Source organism: Pseudomonas sp. R4-35-07, from assembly GCF_003852235.1.
Classification (GTDB): Bacteria; Pseudomonadota; Gammaproteobacteria; order Pseudomonadales; family Pseudomonadaceae; genus Aquipseudomonas.
The window spans coordinates 1,205,322-1,220,749 of record NZ_CP027732.1 but is presented as its reverse complement, the minus strand read 5'-3'; the positions used below and the strand labels follow the sequence as shown (position 1 = coordinate 1,220,749).

Sequence of the window (15,428 nt, the reverse complement as noted above, 5' to 3'; positions counted from 1 at the left end):
AAACCGGGGACATCGTTTACACATTTGAGGCTTGGACGCGGGTCATACCTCGCCCAAGCCTTCCCAGGGGATAATCACACAAGTACAAATCCCAAACATCATCCTCAGCCTCTTTAAGCCCTATCTGCTCCCCTGACAGCGCCTCGCTGATAAATACCAACTTGCCGTTCCACTTGATCGACCCGTCCTGTCTGACGCTTCGAACCTTCATTTCGGACGGATACTCCACATCCGGCAAGCATCCTGGGTAAATCCGCGTAGACGGCACATACACGCCCCCTGGACGCTTCATACCGAGCGCTTCATGAGGGCGCACGTAATTGAACTCATGCCTGAAATGCTCCAGCAAAAGCTGCTGCTCGATTAAGTTTTCTCCTAAGGGCAGCTCCAGTTTCAAGCTACGGTGCATCCGCTCATGGCGACCATTTTGGGCCGGTCTTCCTGGCATGGTGCGCTCCGGATAGATGCCCAGACGTATCCACCAAACTGCCAGCGTGGATATTCTTGCCAAGCCAGGAGAGGCAAACGGAACACCGTTGTCCGACCGAATAACTTCGGGCATGCCGTACTCCTGAAACAGTCTCTCAAAGGCTTGTTTAACAGGTTCAGTCTTGATCTTTGAATGAGCCCTGCACGCCAAAATCATCCGGGAAGCGTGGTCTGTGATGGTCAAAGGGAAGCACATCTGCGCGTTATGCATTTTGAATTGCCCTTTGTAGTCGGCGCACCACGTCTGGTTAGGTTCGTTGGCCTCGCGCATTACTACAGGGGAAGTACCGTGTCTGCGCTTGAAGCGCCGCTTTTGGACGAGCCCAAGTCGATCAAGCCATTGGCCTGCTGTACTTGGGGAAGGCCAGGCGATGGAGGGATCTTCAAGTCGCAATAGCTCGAGAAGCTTCTTCGGACCCCATTTATCGTGCGCCTCCTTCATCGCCACCACACGGGCCAGGATTTCATCGTCGGTTTTATTGGGGCTGTTGTGAGGGCGTCGGGACAGTTCGGCTAACGACTTTAAATCGCCATTGTGCCGGCCGATCCATTTGTCGACGGTAGGCCGACTTACGTTAAAGCGGCGCGCCAGCTGGCTTTTGGTGTAATTACCAGAAAGCCAGTCAGCGACCAGTCTGATTCGTTGATTCATCGGAGACTCTTGGTTCCAGGGCATGATCAGTTACCTCCTGATCATGCGTATTAACCTGTAAACCATGTCCCCGGTTAGAAATGTAAACGATGTCCCCGGTTTGTACCGGGGCAAACCCCCTCCCACATTGACTGTGCCCACTTTAAGTCGAGGGTGATTTGAGGCGGTTATCCAGCACCACCATTGCCAGCGCAATCAGTAAGAACCCCAGCAAAATCCCCCCGGCATTCACGAACACCTGCGGGTAACCCAGGCTGTCCACATCCATGAACGGGTACTGATACTGCCCAAGCGAATGCCCGCGCAGCAGTACATACGCGAAGTACACCAAGGGGTAAACCACCCAGCCGGCGATGTGCTTGAGGCGCAAGGTGCCCTTGGGCACGCACCGCCACCAATAGATCAGAAACAGCACCGGCATCACGTCGTGCAGTAATTCATCGGCAATGAATTGAAAGCCCTCGGGGCTCCATAAGTGCCGCAGCAGCAGGTTGTAGGCCAGGCTTACCAAAACGATGCTCGTGGCGATACCGCTGCTGATACCCGGCGCGAGGAAAAACCGCTTGCCGGCCGACTCGCGCTCGACCAGCCAATAGCTCAGCCCTACCACGACCAGGGTATTGGTCAGCACCGTGAAGAAACTGAAGAAACTGATCAATCCGCCCAGCAGGCTGGCGCCGCTGGACCAGCGCGAATACAGAATCAGGTATTGCTGAATCGCCAGCCCCACCCAACCGGCCAACGCGGCCGCCGCCACAAAACGCTTCACGGGCTCAGTCCAGCGGGCGTTTGGTGCGCATCAGTTTGACGTACAAGCCTTCGACTTTTTCCCGCGCCCATGGGGTTTTGCGCAGAAAGGTCAGGCTCGACTTGATGCTGGGGTCGCTCTTGAAGCAGCGGATATCAATGCGTTCGGCCAGGCCTGCCCATTCGTAGTGTTCCACCAGGGTGGTGAGGACGTGTTGCAGGGTCACGCCGTGGAGTGGGTCGTTGCTTGTCGCGGTCATGCCGGGCCTTTTGCGAGAGAGGAAACACAGCCGCGCACCTTAGCGGACGGGGCGTACCGGTGGAAGCACTGGATTGAATATAGCCCGTCGGTAAAAGTTCCCCTTTTCAGCGAAAAAAGAGATGTTATATTGTAACGATACTTATCAAAGATCCTGCCAAGGAATGTCCGATGTCGCTCTCCTGTCTCTGGCGCCTGTCGCCCCTCGCCGCCGCCCTGCTGATCTGCTCCGAAGCCCACGCCCTGGAACTGCCATCGCAGATCATCACTGGCAATCCCCTGGGCAGCGCGCAACTCGCCTCGCCCACCACCGTGCTGGAAGGCGACGACCTGACCCTGCAACAAAAAGGCAGCCTGGGCGAAACCCTGAACAAGCAGCCGGGGGTGTCGTCTTCGTACTTTGGCCCCGGTGCCAGCCGGCCGATCATTCGTGGCCAGGACGGCGACCGTATTCGCATCCTGCGCAACGGCGTGGGCGCGCTGGATGCGTCGTCACTGTCCTATGACCACGCCGTGCCGCTGGACCCGATCAACGTCGAGCGCATTGAAATCGTGCGCGGCCCGGCGGCCTTGTTGTACGGCGGCAGCGCCATCGGCGGCGTGGTCAATACCTTCGACAACCGCATCCCCACCGCAGCCATCGAGGGCATCCACGGTGCCGGTGAACTGCGCTACGGCGGCGCCGACACCACCCGCAGCAGCGCGGGCAAGCTGGAAGCCGGCGACGGCAGCTTTGCCTTGCATCTGGACGCCAACGCGCGGGAATTCAACGACCTGAAAATTCCCGGTGACGCGCGCAGCCGCCACGCGCCCGAAACCGACGCTGGCCCCGGCAAAAACGGTCGCCTGGGCAACAGCGACGGGCGCCAGGATGGCGGCGCGGTGGGCGGTTCCTACACCTGGGACGATGGCTACGCGGGCCTGTCCTACAGCAACTACGACAGCAACTACGGCTCGCCCGCCGAGCAGGACGTGCGCATCCGCATGCAACAGGAGCATTACGCGTTCGCCTCCGAAATCCGCAACCTGCAAGGCCCGTTTACCTCGGTGAAAATCGACGCAGGCTACACCGACTACCAGCACCGCGAAATCGAAGGGGGCGAGACCGGCACCACCTTCAAGAACAAAGGCTATGAAGCCCGCGTGGAAGCCCGCCACCAGCCCATCGGGCCATTCGACGGCGTGGTCGGCGCGCAAGTGACCCGCAACGAGTTTTCGGCCCTGGGCGAAGAAGCCTTCGTGCCCCAGACCGATACCAACGCCGGCGCGCTGTTCATTCTTGAGCAAATGCACGCCACCGACCGGCTCACCCTCAGCCTCGGCGGGCGTCTGGAACACACCAGCATCGACCCGGATGCCAAGAGCAACGCGCGCTTCGCCACTGCCGACAAGGCCAATAATTTCACCGCTGGCAGCCTGTCATCCGGCGCGGTCTACACGCTCACGCCAATCTGGTCGCTGGCCGCCACCCTGGGCTACACCGAGCGCGCGCCGACGTTCTACGAGCTGTACGCCAATGGTGCTCATGTCGCCACCGGCACCTATGAATTAGGCGACGCCAACCTGTCGAAGGAAAAGGCCGTGTCCAGTGACCTGGCCCTGCGCTTTGACAACGGCACCCACAAAGGCAGCTTCGGCGTGTTCTATAGCCACTTCTCCAACTACATCGGTTTGCTCGGCACGGGGCGTACGTTGAACGACGAAGGTGAAGAAGACGCAGGCGGGATTCCCGAGTACGGCTATTCCGGGGTACGCGCGCGTTTCGCCGGCTTCGAAGCCCAGGATCACTGGAAACTCGGCGAAAGCGCCTACGGCAAGTTCGCCCTGGAGCTGTCGGGCGACTACACGCGGGCGACCAATCTGGACACCGGCGAAGCCCTGCCGCGCATTGCGCCGCTGCGCTTGAACAGCGGTTTGCTGTGGGAGCTGGATCGCTGGCAGGCGCGTATCGACGTGGAACACGCCGCCGGCCAAGGGCGCGTGCCGAGCAACGAAAGCGGCACCGATGGCTACACCACACTCGGCGCGAGCGCGGGTTATCACTTCAATGTCGGCAGCAGCCAATGGCTGGCGTTCGTCAATGGTGAAAACCTGACCAACCAAACCGTGCGCTACGCCAGCTCGATCCTGCGCGATATTGCGCCGGCGCCGGGGCGCAGTGTGCAAGCCGGCATCCGCACCACCTTCTAACCCACCCGAACGATCGTTCCCACGCTCCGCGTGGTAACGCAGCCCGTGGCGCTCTGCGTCACGTGTGCCCAGGCGTTGGCGCGACGCGGAGCGTCGCCGGAGGCATTCCCACGCAGAGCGTAGGAACGATCAGCCCCCTCCCACAGTTTTTTGCAGCGACGATCTGTCACTGTTACCAAATCTGAAATGATGCATCTTGCGATTCACCCTTTCTCTAAACGCCCCGCCGCATTATCCTTCGCAACAATCTGAAACGCTTCACCTCCAGGTTCTACCCCCTTTGCCGAACCTTTCCTTCACGCAAAGACAGCGCTGTCTTAAATCGAGCTGCGCCTGGGGGTTTATTGCCCGCCTGTGGATAACCGAGTTATCCACAGAAAAAACCAAAAATAACGCTGAACCAAGCCCGCGCCGAATCGTCATCTACAGTGAGTGAAGCACGGGCTTACATAATTCCAACGTAACGGAGAAACACACTATGAGCACTGATGGTGCCTCAAGCCCAAGCCGCCTGCTGCCCAGGTTGCTAGGCGTCTTGCTGCTGATCATGGGGCTGGCCTTGCTGGCCGGTGGGGTCAAGCTGAGCATGCTCGGCGGCTCGCTGTATTACCTGCTGGCCGGTATCGGCATCACCTTGACCGGCGTTTTGCTGCTGGCCACCCGCCGCGCTGCGCTGGGCCTGTACGCATTGGTGCTGTTCGCCAGCACGGTGTGGGCGCTATGGGAAGTCGGCTTGGACTGGTGGCAGTTGGTGCCGCGCCTGGCCCTGCTGTTCGCCTTGGGCATCGTCATGTTGTTGCCATGGTTTCGCCGTCCGTTGCTGCGTGGTCAAGCCGCGCCGCTGGGCACCGGCGCCCTGAGCGTGGCCGTGGTGCTGGCGGGTGCTGCCGCCCTGGCCAGCCAATTCACCAACCCCGGCGAAATGGTCAAGACCGGCCAACTGGACCGCGATGCTGTGCCTGGCATGGCCAGCGCTGCACCTGCCCAAGCCGATGGCGACTGGAACTCCTACGGCCGTTCGGCCTTTGGTGACCGTTACTCACCACTGGCCCAGATCACTCCGGAAAACGCGCACAAGCTGGTGCCGGCCTGGACCTTCCGTACCGGTGACATTCCGGGCGCAGGCGATCCCGGTGAGACCACTGCGGAAAACACCCCGCTGAAAGTCAACGGCATGCTGTACGTGTGTACCCCGCACAGCCAAGTGATTGCCCTGGACCCGGACACCGGCAAGGAAATCTGGCGTTTCGATCCGAAGATCACCACCCAGGGTGCCGAGAACTTCAAGGGTTGGGCGCACATGACCTGCCGTGGCGTGTCGTATCACGATGACGCCGCCTATGCCTCCGAGCAGAGCCCGACCGGTAGCGCCAGCCCGGCCGCCGCGCCGACCGCCTGCCCGAAACGCATCTTCGTGCCGACTGCAGACACCCGCCTGATCGCCCTGAACGCCGACACCGGCAAGATGTGCGAAGACTTCGGTGACAAAGGCCAGGTCGACCTGCGTGCCAATATCGGCACCTTCGCCCCGGGCGGTTACTACTCCACTTCGCCACCGGCCGTGACCAAAAACCTGGTGGTGATCGGCGGTCACGTGACCGACAACGTCTCCACCGACGAGCCAAGCGGCGTGATCCGTGCGTTCGACGTGCACACCGGCAAGCTGGTGTGGAACTGGGACAGCGGCAACCCGGACGACACCACCCCGTTGGCCGAGGGCAAGACCTACACCCGCAACTCGCCGAACATGTGGTCCATGTTCGCCGTGGATGAAAAACTCGGCATGCTCTACCTGCCGATGGGCAACCAGATGCCCGACCAGTACGGCGGCGACCGTACCGATGACTCCGAAAAATACGCTGCCGGCCTGACCGCCCTGGACATCGACAGCGGCCACGTGAAGTGGACCTTCCAGTTCACCCACCACGACCTTTGGGACATGGACGTGGGCGGCCAGCCTTCGCTGATCGACATCAAGACCGCTGACGGCGTCAAGCAAGCGGTGATGGCATCGACCAAGCAAGGCAGCATCTACGTGCTGGACCGTGCCACCGGCCAACCGGTAGTGCCGATCAATGAAATCCCGGTACCACAGGGCGCCGTTGCCGGCGATCGCACCTCCCCTACCCAGCCGAAGTCTGACCTGAACTTCATGCCACCGCCGTTGAAAGAACGCGATATGTGGGGCGTGACACCGTTCGACCAGATGCTGTGCCGGATCGACTTCAAGTCGATGCGCTACGATGGCCCGTTCACGCCGCCGTCGCTGCAAGGCTCGATCGTGTACCCAGGCAACTTCGGCGTGTTCGACTGGGGCGGCATCTCGGTTGACCCGGTCCGCCAGATCGCTTTCGTGAACCCGAGCTACATGGCGTTCAAATCGAAGCTGATTCCGGCCGCCGACATCGCCAAGCAAGGCCCACGTGTCAGCGAAACCGAAGGCGTACAGCCGAACAAAGGCGCGCCGTATGGTGTGATCCTCGAAGCGCTGCTTTCGCCGCTGGGCCTGCCATGCCAGGCACCAGCCTGGGGTTACGTGGCGGCGGTCGACCTGACCACCCACCAAACCATCTGGATGCACAAGAACGGCACCGTGCGTGACAGCTCGCCGGTTCCGATCCCGCTGACCATGGGCGTGCCAAGCCTGGGCGGTACCTTCACCACTGCAGGTGGCGTAGCGTTCCTGAGCGGCACCCTCGACCAGTACCTGCGTGCCTACGACGTGAAAAACGGTAAGCAACTGTGGGAAGGCCGCTTGTCTGCAGGCGCGCAAACCACCCCGATGACCTACACCGGCAAGGACGGCAAGCAATACGTGCTGGTCATGGCCGGCGGTCACGGTTCCCTGGGCACCAAGCAGGGTGACTACGTAATGGCGTTCAAACTGCCGGATTAAGTAAACCCGGCGGTAAAACAAAGGCGGCTACCCGATGGGTAGCCGCCTTTTTTGTGCACGCCTGATAAGCGCTCGCGGGGCTTACAGGCAACGTGCGCGCATGAAATCGCCCCAACGGCGCACCAGGTAGTTGTGCTCGTCCATCACCGAGTTCCACACCGCAATGTGCCCCATGCGCTGCTCATAGGAGCCGCCGTCGCGCACCTCGCCGATGTCGATCAATGGCAAGCCATCGCTGCCCGACAGCTCTTCACGCGCAGGCTTGCCGGCGTACCAGTAATCCCACTCGGCGCTGCTCAGATGATCGCGGGTACGCGCCGGGTTACCGATGTAGTAACCCTGGCGCGCCATCACCGCCCCTGGCCAGCCGGACAACCACCAATTCAGGTAGGCATAGGCCGCATCCAGCACCGGCCCCTGGGCATGGCGCGACAACGACAAGCCGCCGAACCAGGCGCGATAGCCTTCGCGCGGCACGGCGAGCCGGTATTTCACCCCGGCACGGTGCAGGCGCATCAAGGTCGGCGACCACAGGCTCTGGATGTCGATGCTCGGGCTGAGCATCAATTGCGCGGCTTCTTCATCGTCCGACCAGAACGCCGCAAAGTGCCCCTCCTTCTGCTTGCGCACCAGGATCTCGGCCAGCACGTCGATCTCCTCGATGCTCATATTGCCAATGTCCCGGAACTGCGCCAGCCCCGCGCCCTGCACAGCGAGCGCGGCATCCAGGGCACCGATGGCGGCATCGCTCTGCAGGGCGGTGCGCGCGCGCCACGCCGGGTCGAGCAGCCAGCCCCAGCTTTCGTTGCCGTGGCAGAAACCTTCGGGCAAACGCTCGGGGCGATAGGCAAAACTGTCGGCGTTGTGGGTCAGCGGCAGCATGCTGATGCGCTCGGTTGCGCTGCTGCCGAGGCTGCCGTCGTGCTGCACGAACAGCCGCTCACTCGGCACGCTGCCACTGCCCAGGCGGTCGTTGGGCGAGAGTCGACCGCGCTTGGGCAGGTCGTTGATCTCATGCCACAGCGCGATGCGCCGCGTGTCGATCGGCTGGATCGCCCGCGCCGGCCACACGAAGTCGACGTTGTGGAACCACTGGTCGTACAGGTCGTAGCTGTCCGGCTGCATCACCGCGATACGCTGGGCTTGCTCCACATCATGCACCTGGTACACCAGGCGAATGCCCAGCTCCTGCTCGGCCCGCACGCGCAGGCATTCGAGCAAGGTCACGGAGGTGCCGAGCACGCGCAGTGTGATCATGCCGCGAACCGCCGCGCGAACACGTCGAAGGAACGGCGCAACAGCGCGGGGTCGAGGCCGCGCAGGATGAACACCAGGCGCGACTGGCGCTCAGTGCCTGGCCAGGCAGGCAAATGCACCGGGGCATGCAGGCAGTGCTGCACACCATGGATGACGATGGGGGCCGAGCTTGCGTTCACGTTGAGCAGTCCTTTGACGCGAAGGATTCGTTCGCCGTGGCATCTTAGCAGCATCGACAACCACACCCCGAACCCGACCCAGTCCAGCGGTTGTTCGAAGCTCAGGCAGCACACCTGCGCCGCGCCGTGGTTGGCCGTGGCGGGTTGATGCAGTTGCCAGCGACTGACCTCGACGGCGGGCTCGGTGCCGCGCACGCCCTCGCCGAGCAGCAGTTGATCGCCGCTGTGAATCGCCTGGGTATCGAGGATCAACGTACCGCCGTTGAGGGCGTGCAGATGCTCGCGCAGCGCGGCGCAATCGTCGACCAGGTCGGTCTTGCTCAGCAACAGCCGGTCGGCCGCCGCCACCTGGGCCAGCCACTCCGGGTGCAGGCGTTCCTGCAAGGCGGCATGGCTGGCATCGACCAGGGTGATCACCAGGCCGATATGAAAACGCCCGCGCAGTTGCACGTCATTGTTCAGCGTGGCAAGGATCGGCGCGGGGTCGGCCAGGCCGGTGGTTTCCAGGATCACCCGTTTGAAGGCCGGGATTTCCCCGCGTTCACGGCGTTGCAACAGGCCGAGCAGTGCGTCTTTCAACTCGCCGCGAATCGAGCAGCACACACAGCCGCTCGGCAGCAGGACGGTGTCTGGCGCGACTTCCTCCACCAACAGGTGGTCGATGCCGACATCGCCGAACTCATTGATCAGCAATGCGGTGTCGCCCAGGCTTTCGCCCTGCAACAGGCGCTTGAGCAAGGTGGTTTTGCCGCTGCCGAGGAAACCGGTGATCACATTCAGGGCAATGCTCATATTTACCTCCGCCCCCTGTAGGAGCGAGCTTGCTCGCGAAAAACCCGAGAGCGCCACGTACATCCAGACAACACGCGTTAGCGTTGACGTTTTTCGCGAGCAAGCTCGCTCCTACAGTGGGGTGTTTTCCAGGTGGTCAAGTAGACGCGGGTCAAGGGGGTCCAGCGGGCGGCCAAGCATGGTTTCGGCCGCCTGCCAGAGTTGATCCAGGCCGCTGGCCAGGGCCTGTTTGCCGGTCGCGCCGAGCAACAGGTACGACGCGCCCTGGAAATCCTCGACCTTGAGCCGAAACACCGCCAACACCTGGTTGATCGCCGCGATCCGGCGCAGGCGCTCGCGGCGCCTGGGCAGTGCATTGCCCAAGGGGTCGCTCCAATGCAGGTCTTCGCCGAGCAGGCCGCAGAGTCCGCACATGGCTAAGCCCCGCTCATGGCATGACATCGCCGGCGTTCGGGCCGAGGGTCTGGCCGACGAACAGGTTACCGCCCGGGGTACTGGCCAGCAGCACGGCGGTGGGCGCGACTTCGTCCGCCAGGCCGAACCGGCCCAGGGGCAGTTCGGCGGCCTTGGCGCGTTTCCAGCTGTCGCTGATGCCGCCCACCAGCGGGGTTTCGATGGGGCCTGGGGCGATGGCGTTGACCAGCACATTGTCCTTGGCCACTTCCAGGGCCAGGGACTTGGTGAAGCCGATCACCCCGGCCTTGGCCGCCGCGTAGTGACTCAGCTCGGCACCGCCCTTGATGCCCAGTTGCGAGGCGACGTTGATGATCCGCCCCCAGCGCTGCGCGAGCATATGCGGCAAGGCGCGCTGGCTGGCGATGAACACGCTGGTGAGGTCAACCCGCAACATGTCGTTCCACATCTCGAGGGAGAGATCGACGCAACGCGCCTGGGTCAGCATGCCGGCATTGTTGACCAGGATGTCGATCCCGCCGAAGTGCTCGACGCAACGGTCGACACTGGCCTGGGCGCCTTCGACGGTACCGACATCGGCCAAGCATTCGAACACCTCGGCGCCCAGGTTGCGACAGGTGATCGCGACTTCGGCCAGGCTCGCGGCGTTGCGGTCGGCCAACACCAGGCGAGCGCCCTCGACCGCGTAAGCCTGGGCAATGGCGGCACCGATGCCGCTGCCGGCCCCGGTGATGACGGCGCGGCGGTTATTCAACAGGCTCATTTTTATTTCCTCATTGATCGTTTCCACGCTCTGCGTGGGAATGCCGCCTTGGACGCTCTGCGTCCGCTGTTGTGACGCGAAGCGTCACGCTGATGCATTCCCACGCGGAGCGTGGGAACGAGCGTGGTCAGTCAGGCCAGCGCACGGTCAGGCCGCCGTCGATGATGATGCTTTGCCCGGTCACGTAGCTCGATGCATCACTGGTCAAAAACTGCACCAGCGACGCCACTTCATCCGCCCGCCCTACCCGGCCCAGGGGAATTGCCTTGGCAGCCTTGGCCAACCCTTCAGGCCCCAGTGAATTCTTCGCATCCAATGACTGCGGCGTCTCGATCAACCCCGGGATCACTGCATTGCACCGAATGCCCTTGGCCGCCAATTCCACCGCCAGCGAACGACACAACCCCGGCACCCCGGCCTTGGCCGCCGCGTAGTGGCTGTGTTCCTGCCAGCCATACACGCCGCCGGCAATCGAGGAAATCGCCACCAGCGCGCCGCCTTCGCGCATATGCCGGGTCGCCGCGCGGAAGGTGCGCATCACCCCCGTGAGGTCGATATTGAGCATCTCATCCCACAACGCATCGCTCATTTCCAACAGCGGCGCGCGACGCAACAAGCCGGCATTGGCCACCGCGTAATCGAGGCGCCCAAAATGCTGCACCGCTTGCTCGGCCATGGCATCCACCGAGGCGCTGTCGCCCACGTCCAGCGCCAGCATCAGGCACTCGCCACCGGCTGCTTCCACCAGGGCAACCGTGCTTTGCGGATCATGGGGATCGGCCGGGTAATACCCGCCCACCACCGACACGCCGCTGCGCCCGTAGGCCACGGCAAGGGCTTGGCCGATGCCGCTGGCGGCACCGGTAATCAAGGCAACTTTACGGTTCATCAAGAACTCCTTACTGAACGGTTTCCGGACGCACATGGCGCGCGGCAAACATCAACGCGCCGGACAAGAAGCACGGCAGCGCGCCGAACCACAGCGCGGCGGTCTGCCAGTCGCTGCCGGCGGACAACACCTGGGTGGCGCCAAACCCGGCCAACACGGCGCCGATCGGGCCCATGGCATGGATGATCGCGCCACCGGTGGCGCGGATGCTGGTGGGGAAGCTTTCGCTGATGAAGAACAGCGCCGCCGAGTACGGCCCGATCAGGAAGAACAGGCCCAGGCTGTACAGCCCGACTACCATCGGCATGTTGCTCGGGCCGAACAGCATCCCGGCGAATGCCAGGCCGCCGAGCATCCAGCCCAGGCCGATCACGTTGCGCCGCCCGATCTTGTCGCCCATCCAACCATGGCTGAGGTACCCGCAATAGCCCACCAGGTTCGACAGCACGAGGATGATCAGCGAGTTCTCGAACGAGATGTGGTGCACGCTGACGATCACCGAGGTGCCCAGCACGCTGAACACCTGGATCGCCGCCCAGTTGAGCAACAGCGCGGCGCCGATCACCAGGGTGGCGCGCCGCGCCGGGCCCCGGAATGCGGCCTTGAGGCCGGCCTTGCTGTGTTCGTCATAATCCACGCCGTAGGTCACGGCGACGTTCTGCGCCTCGCTCACCGCACCGCGTTTACGCAGTTGGCTGATGCGCTGGTGAATCTGGAACTGCGGGCTCTCCTTGAGCTTGCGCGCCATGATCGCGATCACAATGGCCGGGATCGCGGCGAAGACGAAGCAGCCCTGCCATCCGATAATCGGCAGCAGCAGCGCGGTCAACCCCGCCGCGATCAAGGCCCCGACCGGCCAGCCGCCTTGTACCAGGCTGTAGATGAAGCCGCGACGCTTGGTCAGTCTCGGGTCTTGCGAGGCGCCGTACAGCTCACTCAGATACGTCGCATTGACGGTTTCCTCGGCATACCCCAAGCCACCCAGCGAGCGAATCAGGATCAGCGGCGACTTGCCCCACGCCCCGCCAATCGCGGTGAGCGCCGAGCACAGTGCGGAGCCGGCCACGGTCAGAATAATCCCCTGGCGGCGCCCCAGTTTATCGACGACGGGACCAATGGCGAACGCGACCACCGCCGTGCCCACCGCCACCCAGGTCGCGATTTGCGCCTGCTCCACTTCACCCCAGCCAAAGTGCCGGCCGATCTCCGGCAGCAGGGTGCCGAACAGGATGAAGTCATACACCGCGAACACCCAGGCAAAGAACGCGATCCAGGTGGCGAAGCGCACTTCCTGGGACGTCAGTTGCCGGGGTTTCCAGCCAGTCAGGTCAAGCTTGTTGTAGATAGACATGGAGCGCGCCTCGGGAGGTGGAGTGGGCTTTCTGTAGGAGCGAGGCGGGCGGCTAGCCCTTGCTCGCGAAAATCGTCAATGACGACGCGGGCAGTCTGGATGCACGCGGCGCTCATGGGTTCTTCGCGAGCAAGCTCGCTCCTACAGGGTTCGGGTCAGGTGCGGGGTTGACGGCGGATAAAGTCGTCGGCGATTTCATCGAAGGTGACGAAGCGCACGCCGGCATGGCTCTGGATGTGTTCGATCAAACGCTCAAGCATCAGCAGCACTTGCGGGCGGCCGGACACGTCGGGGTGGATGGTCATGGTGAACACCGCGTGTTCATGCTCGCGGTAGACCCAGTCGAACTGGTCGCGCCACATTTCTTCCAGGTGACGCGGGTTGACGAAGCCGTGGCTGTTGGGGGCTTTCTTGATGAACATCATCGGCGGCAGGTCGTCGAGGTACCAGTTGGCCGGGATTTCCACCAGGTCGGTTTCCTCGCCGCGCACCAGGGGTTTCATCCAGGTGTCGGGGTGCTGGCTGTAGTCGATCTTGGTCCAGCTGTCGCCCTTGCGCACGTAGTAAGGGTGAAAGTCGTTGTGCATCAGGCTGTGGTCGTACTTGATGCCTTTTTTCAGCAGCAGCTCGTTGGTGACTTTGCTGAATTCCCACCACGGCGCGACGTAGCCAGTGGGGCGCTTGCCGGTGACCTGGGTGATCAGTTCGATGGATTTATCGAGGACGATTTCTTCCTGCTCGGCGGTCATCGCGATGGGGTTTTCGTGACTGTAGCCATGCACACCGATTTCGTGGCCGGCGTCGGCCACGGCCTTCATCTGCTCGGGAAAGGTTTCCATCGAGTGGCCGGGGATAAACCAGGTGGTGCGCAGGCCGTAGCGCTCGAACAATTTGAGCAGGCGCGGCGCGCCGATTTCACCGGCGAACAGGCCGCGGGAGATGTCGTCCGGCGAGTCTTCACCGCCGTAGGAACCGAGCCAGCCGGCGACGGCGTCAACGTCGACGCCAAATGCACAGAGAATGTCTTTAGCCATGGTGTGTCTCCTTAAGGGTTGAGGGCGGTTTCGACCGACAGCGCGGCCCTGAGCAGGCGCGCGTCTTCGCCACTAGGGGCGCTGAGTAGCAGCGCGGTGGGCAGGCCCAGGGCATCGCGGCCGCTGGGCAGGCTGACGCCCGGCATGTCGAGCAGGCTGCCGGGCATGGTCAGGCGCAGAGTCGCCAGGTTGGTGCTGACGAACAATTCGTCGTCGGCCTCCAGCGGCGCCAGCGCCGGGGCGACGTGGGCGACGGTCGGGGTGATCAGCAGAGCGCCGTCGAGGTCGTCGCTCAGTTGGTTCTGCAGACGCCTGCGGGCGTCAGTCAGGTGGATCAGTTGGCTGGCTGGCAAGCCGCGCGCGGCTTCGAGGCGGCGGCGTACGCGAGGGTCGAGTTGCTCGGCGTCAGGGCTGTCGAGCAGGGCCTGGTGCAGGGCGAAGGCTTCGAAAGCGCCGAGCCAGCCGTGTTGCCGGATCAGGTCGAGGGCGGCCTGGAAGGCGGCGCAGGGGCGCAGGTCGATCAACGCACCGGCAGCCTTGAGTTGGTCCACCGCGCGCAGCAGGTTATTGCGCACTGCCGGTTCAATGCCTTCCAGCGCGCCTTGCTCGAGCACGAAACGCTGGCCCTTCAGGCTGCGAGCGATATGGGTGTGCGCACGGCCGTGGAGCAGGTCGTCGATGACCAGGGCATCACGCACGCTGCGGGCCAGCGGGCCGAGGCTGTCAAGGCTGCGCGCCAATGGAAACACGCCGTCGCGGCTGTAGCGGCGGCAGCTACTGCGGTAGCCCACCACGCCATTCAGGGCGGCGGGAATGCGGATCGAGCCAGCGGTGTCGGTGCCCATGGCAATCGGCACAATCCCAGCCGCCACCGCCACGGCCGAACCCGATGAAGAACCGCCGGGAATCCGCGGCTGGTCGCTGCTGTTGGGGTTGTGAGGCGTGCCGAAATGCGGGTTCAGGCCCAGGCCCGAATACGCCAGCTCACTGAGGTTGGTCTTGCCCACGCTGACCATCCCGGCGCGGCACAACAGCCCCACGCTTGGCGCATCAAGCAAAGCGGCTGGCGCCTCGCGGCGATAAGCGGCGCCTGCGGTGGTGATGCTGCCGGCCACGTCAAACAAGTCCTTCCAGGCCAGGGGCACGCCGTCGAACACACTCAGCGGCTGACCGGCACGCCAGCGCGCGGCGGACGCTTGCGCCTCACGCAAGGCACGCTCGGTGCACAGCGAGATGAACACGCTGGGCGCCGTGCTCGCGCGGGCAAGCGCTTGTTCGAGCACTTGCACCGGGTCGCTGCGACCGGTGGCGAACGCTTCGGCCATTGACGTGGAGTCTGACATGAAGATCACCTCATAAAACGTATATATTTATAAAATGTACGTTTTATAGAGGCAGCTTTCGTGCCAGTCTCTTTGTGTGTTCGAGCTTATGATTTCGGCTTTTCGTCCATAGCCACGGGATAGAGGCTTTTGTAAGAAGCAAAATATTTCGAAGTCAGCGCTGGGCCTGCTCT

At 62.9% G+C, this 15,428-nt stretch carries 13 protein-coding genes; 2 read left to right on the top strand and 11 right to left on the bottom strand.

What is annotated here, in order from left to right; all coding sequences use genetic code 11:
* Positions 1-16 precede the first annotated feature (16 nt).
* The 3 genes from C4J89_RS05460 to C4J89_RS05450 form a co-directional block, all read right to left on the bottom strand.
* A complete protein-coding gene (locus C4J89_RS05460; RefSeq protein ID WP_124413945.1) occupies positions 17-1,165 on the bottom strand; it encodes a DDE-type integrase/transposase/recombinase in 1,149 nt (382 codons plus the stop codon).
* Between the two features lie 118 nt (positions 1,166-1,283).
* Positions 1,284-1,910: a Pr6Pr family membrane protein gene (locus tag C4J89_RS05455; RefSeq protein ID WP_124413944.1), complete on the bottom strand. Its 627-nt coding sequence runs from the start codon at positions 1,908-1,910 to the stop codon at positions 1,284-1,286.
* 4 nt (positions 1,911-1,914) lie between these two features.
* Positions 1,915-2,148, bottom strand: coding sequence for a VF530 family DNA-binding protein (locus C4J89_RS05450; protein ID WP_024073644.1), 234 nt, complete (start codon positions 2,146-2,148; stop codon positions 1,915-1,917).
* Positions 2,149-2,318: 170 nt separating this feature from the next.
* Here C4J89_RS05450 and C4J89_RS05445 point away from each other — a divergent pair, with 170 nt between their 5' ends.
* Positions 2,319-4,337: a TonB-dependent receptor gene (locus C4J89_RS05445; RefSeq protein ID WP_124413943.1), complete on the top strand. Its 2,019-nt coding sequence runs from the start codon at positions 2,319-2,321 to the stop codon at positions 4,335-4,337.
* A gap of 478 nt (positions 4,338-4,815) precedes the next feature.
* Entirely contained in the window at positions 4,816-7,233 is a 2,418-nt protein-coding gene (locus tag C4J89_RS05440) for a glucose/quinate/shikimate family membrane-bound PQQ-dependent dehydrogenase (RefSeq protein ID WP_124413942.1), read from the top strand.
* Positions 7,234-7,314: 81 nt separating this feature from the next.
* Here the strand turns inward: C4J89_RS05440 and C4J89_RS05435 are convergent, their stop codons facing one another.
* The 8 genes from C4J89_RS05435 to C4J89_RS05400 all read right to left on the bottom strand — a co-directional run bounded on the left by C4J89_RS05435 (position 7,315) and on the right by C4J89_RS05400 (position 15,255).
* Complete coding sequence (locus C4J89_RS05435) at positions 7,315-8,490, bottom strand: PotD/PotF family extracellular solute-binding protein (protein WP_124409134.1); 1,176 nt, start codon at positions 8,488-8,490, stop codon at positions 7,315-7,317.
* The gene (locus C4J89_RS05430; protein ID WP_124413941.1) at positions 8,487-9,461 is read right to left on the bottom strand and encodes a GTP-binding protein; all 975 of its coding nucleotides are present in this window, start codon (positions 9,459-9,461) and stop codon (positions 8,487-8,489) included. The genes C4J89_RS05435 and C4J89_RS05430 overlap by 4 nt, the downstream gene beginning before the upstream one ends.
* Positions 9,462-9,572: 111 nt before the next feature.
* A complete protein-coding gene (locus C4J89_RS05425) occupies positions 9,573-9,875 on the bottom strand; it encodes a hypothetical protein (protein ID WP_124413940.1) in 303 nt (100 codons plus the stop codon).
* A gap of 13 nt (positions 9,876-9,888) precedes the next feature.
* Positions 9,889-10,638, bottom strand: a complete 750-nt coding sequence (locus C4J89_RS05420; protein WP_124361459.1) for an SDR family NAD(P)-dependent oxidoreductase — start codon at positions 10,636-10,638, stop codon at positions 9,889-9,891.
* 127 nt (positions 10,639-10,765) lie between these two features.
* The gene (locus C4J89_RS05415) at positions 10,766-11,527 is read right to left on the bottom strand and encodes an SDR family NAD(P)-dependent oxidoreductase (protein ID WP_124413939.1); all 762 of its coding nucleotides are present in this window, start codon (positions 11,525-11,527) and stop codon (positions 10,766-10,768) included.
* A gap of 10 nt (positions 11,528-11,537) precedes the next feature.
* Positions 11,538-12,878, bottom strand: coding sequence for an MFS transporter (locus tag C4J89_RS05410; protein ID WP_124413938.1), 1,341 nt, complete (start codon positions 12,876-12,878; stop codon positions 11,538-11,540).
* 155 nt (positions 12,879-13,033) lie between these two features.
* A complete protein-coding gene (locus C4J89_RS05405; protein ID WP_003234086.1) occupies positions 13,034-13,912 on the bottom strand; it encodes a polysaccharide deacetylase in 879 nt (292 codons plus the stop codon).
* An 11-nt stretch (positions 13,913-13,923) separates the two neighbouring features.
* Positions 13,924-15,255 (bottom strand): amidase, encoded by a 1,332-nt coding sequence (locus C4J89_RS05400; protein ID WP_124413937.1) that lies wholly within the window; start codon positions 15,253-15,255, stop codon positions 13,924-13,926.
* Between the last annotated feature and the right edge of the window lie 173 nt (positions 15,256-15,428).

Excerpts from the sequence above, each read along its gene's own strand:
- C4J89_RS05435 (WP_124409134.1), bottom strand. The coding sequence starts at position 8,490 with ATGATCACACTGCGCGTGCTCGGCACCTCCGTGACCTTGCTCGAATGC.
- C4J89_RS05405 (WP_003234086.1), bottom strand. The coding sequence starts at position 13,912 with ATGGCTAAAGACATTCTCTGTGCATTTGGCGTCGACGTTGACGCCGTC.
- C4J89_RS05440 (WP_124413942.1), top strand. The coding sequence starts at position 4,816 with ATGAGCACTGATGGTGCCTCAAGCCCAAGCCGCCTGCTGCCCAGGTTG.
- C4J89_RS05420 (WP_124361459.1), bottom strand. The coding sequence starts at position 10,638 with ATGAGCCTGTTGAATAACCGCCGCGCCGTCATCACCGGGGCCGGCAGC.
- C4J89_RS05400 (WP_124413937.1), bottom strand. The coding sequence starts at position 15,255 with ATGTCAGACTCCACGTCAATGGCCGAAGCGTTCGCCACCGGTCGCAGC.
- C4J89_RS05460 (WP_124413945.1), bottom strand. The coding sequence starts at position 1,165 with ATGCCCTGGAACCAAGAGTCTCCGATGAATCAACGAATCAGACTGGTC.
- C4J89_RS05445 (WP_124413943.1), top strand. The coding sequence starts at position 2,319 with ATGTCGCTCTCCTGTCTCTGGCGCCTGTCGCCCCTCGCCGCCGCCCTG.
- C4J89_RS05430 (WP_124413941.1), bottom strand. The coding sequence starts at position 9,461 with ATGAGCATTGCCCTGAATGTGATCACCGGTTTCCTCGGCAGCGGCAAA.
- C4J89_RS05410 (WP_124413938.1), bottom strand. The coding sequence starts at position 12,878 with ATGTCTATCTACAACAAGCTTGACCTGACTGGCTGGAAACCCCGGCAA.
- C4J89_RS05415 (WP_124413939.1), bottom strand. The coding sequence starts at position 11,527 with ATGAACCGTAAAGTTGCCTTGATTACCGGTGCCGCCAGCGGCATCGGC.
- C4J89_RS05450 (WP_024073644.1), bottom strand. The coding sequence starts at position 2,148 with ATGACCGCGACAAGCAACGACCCACTCCACGGCGTGACCCTGCAACAC.
- C4J89_RS05425 (WP_124413940.1), bottom strand. The coding sequence starts at position 9,875 with ATGTGCGGACTCTGCGGCCTGCTCGGCGAAGACCTGCATTGGAGCGAC.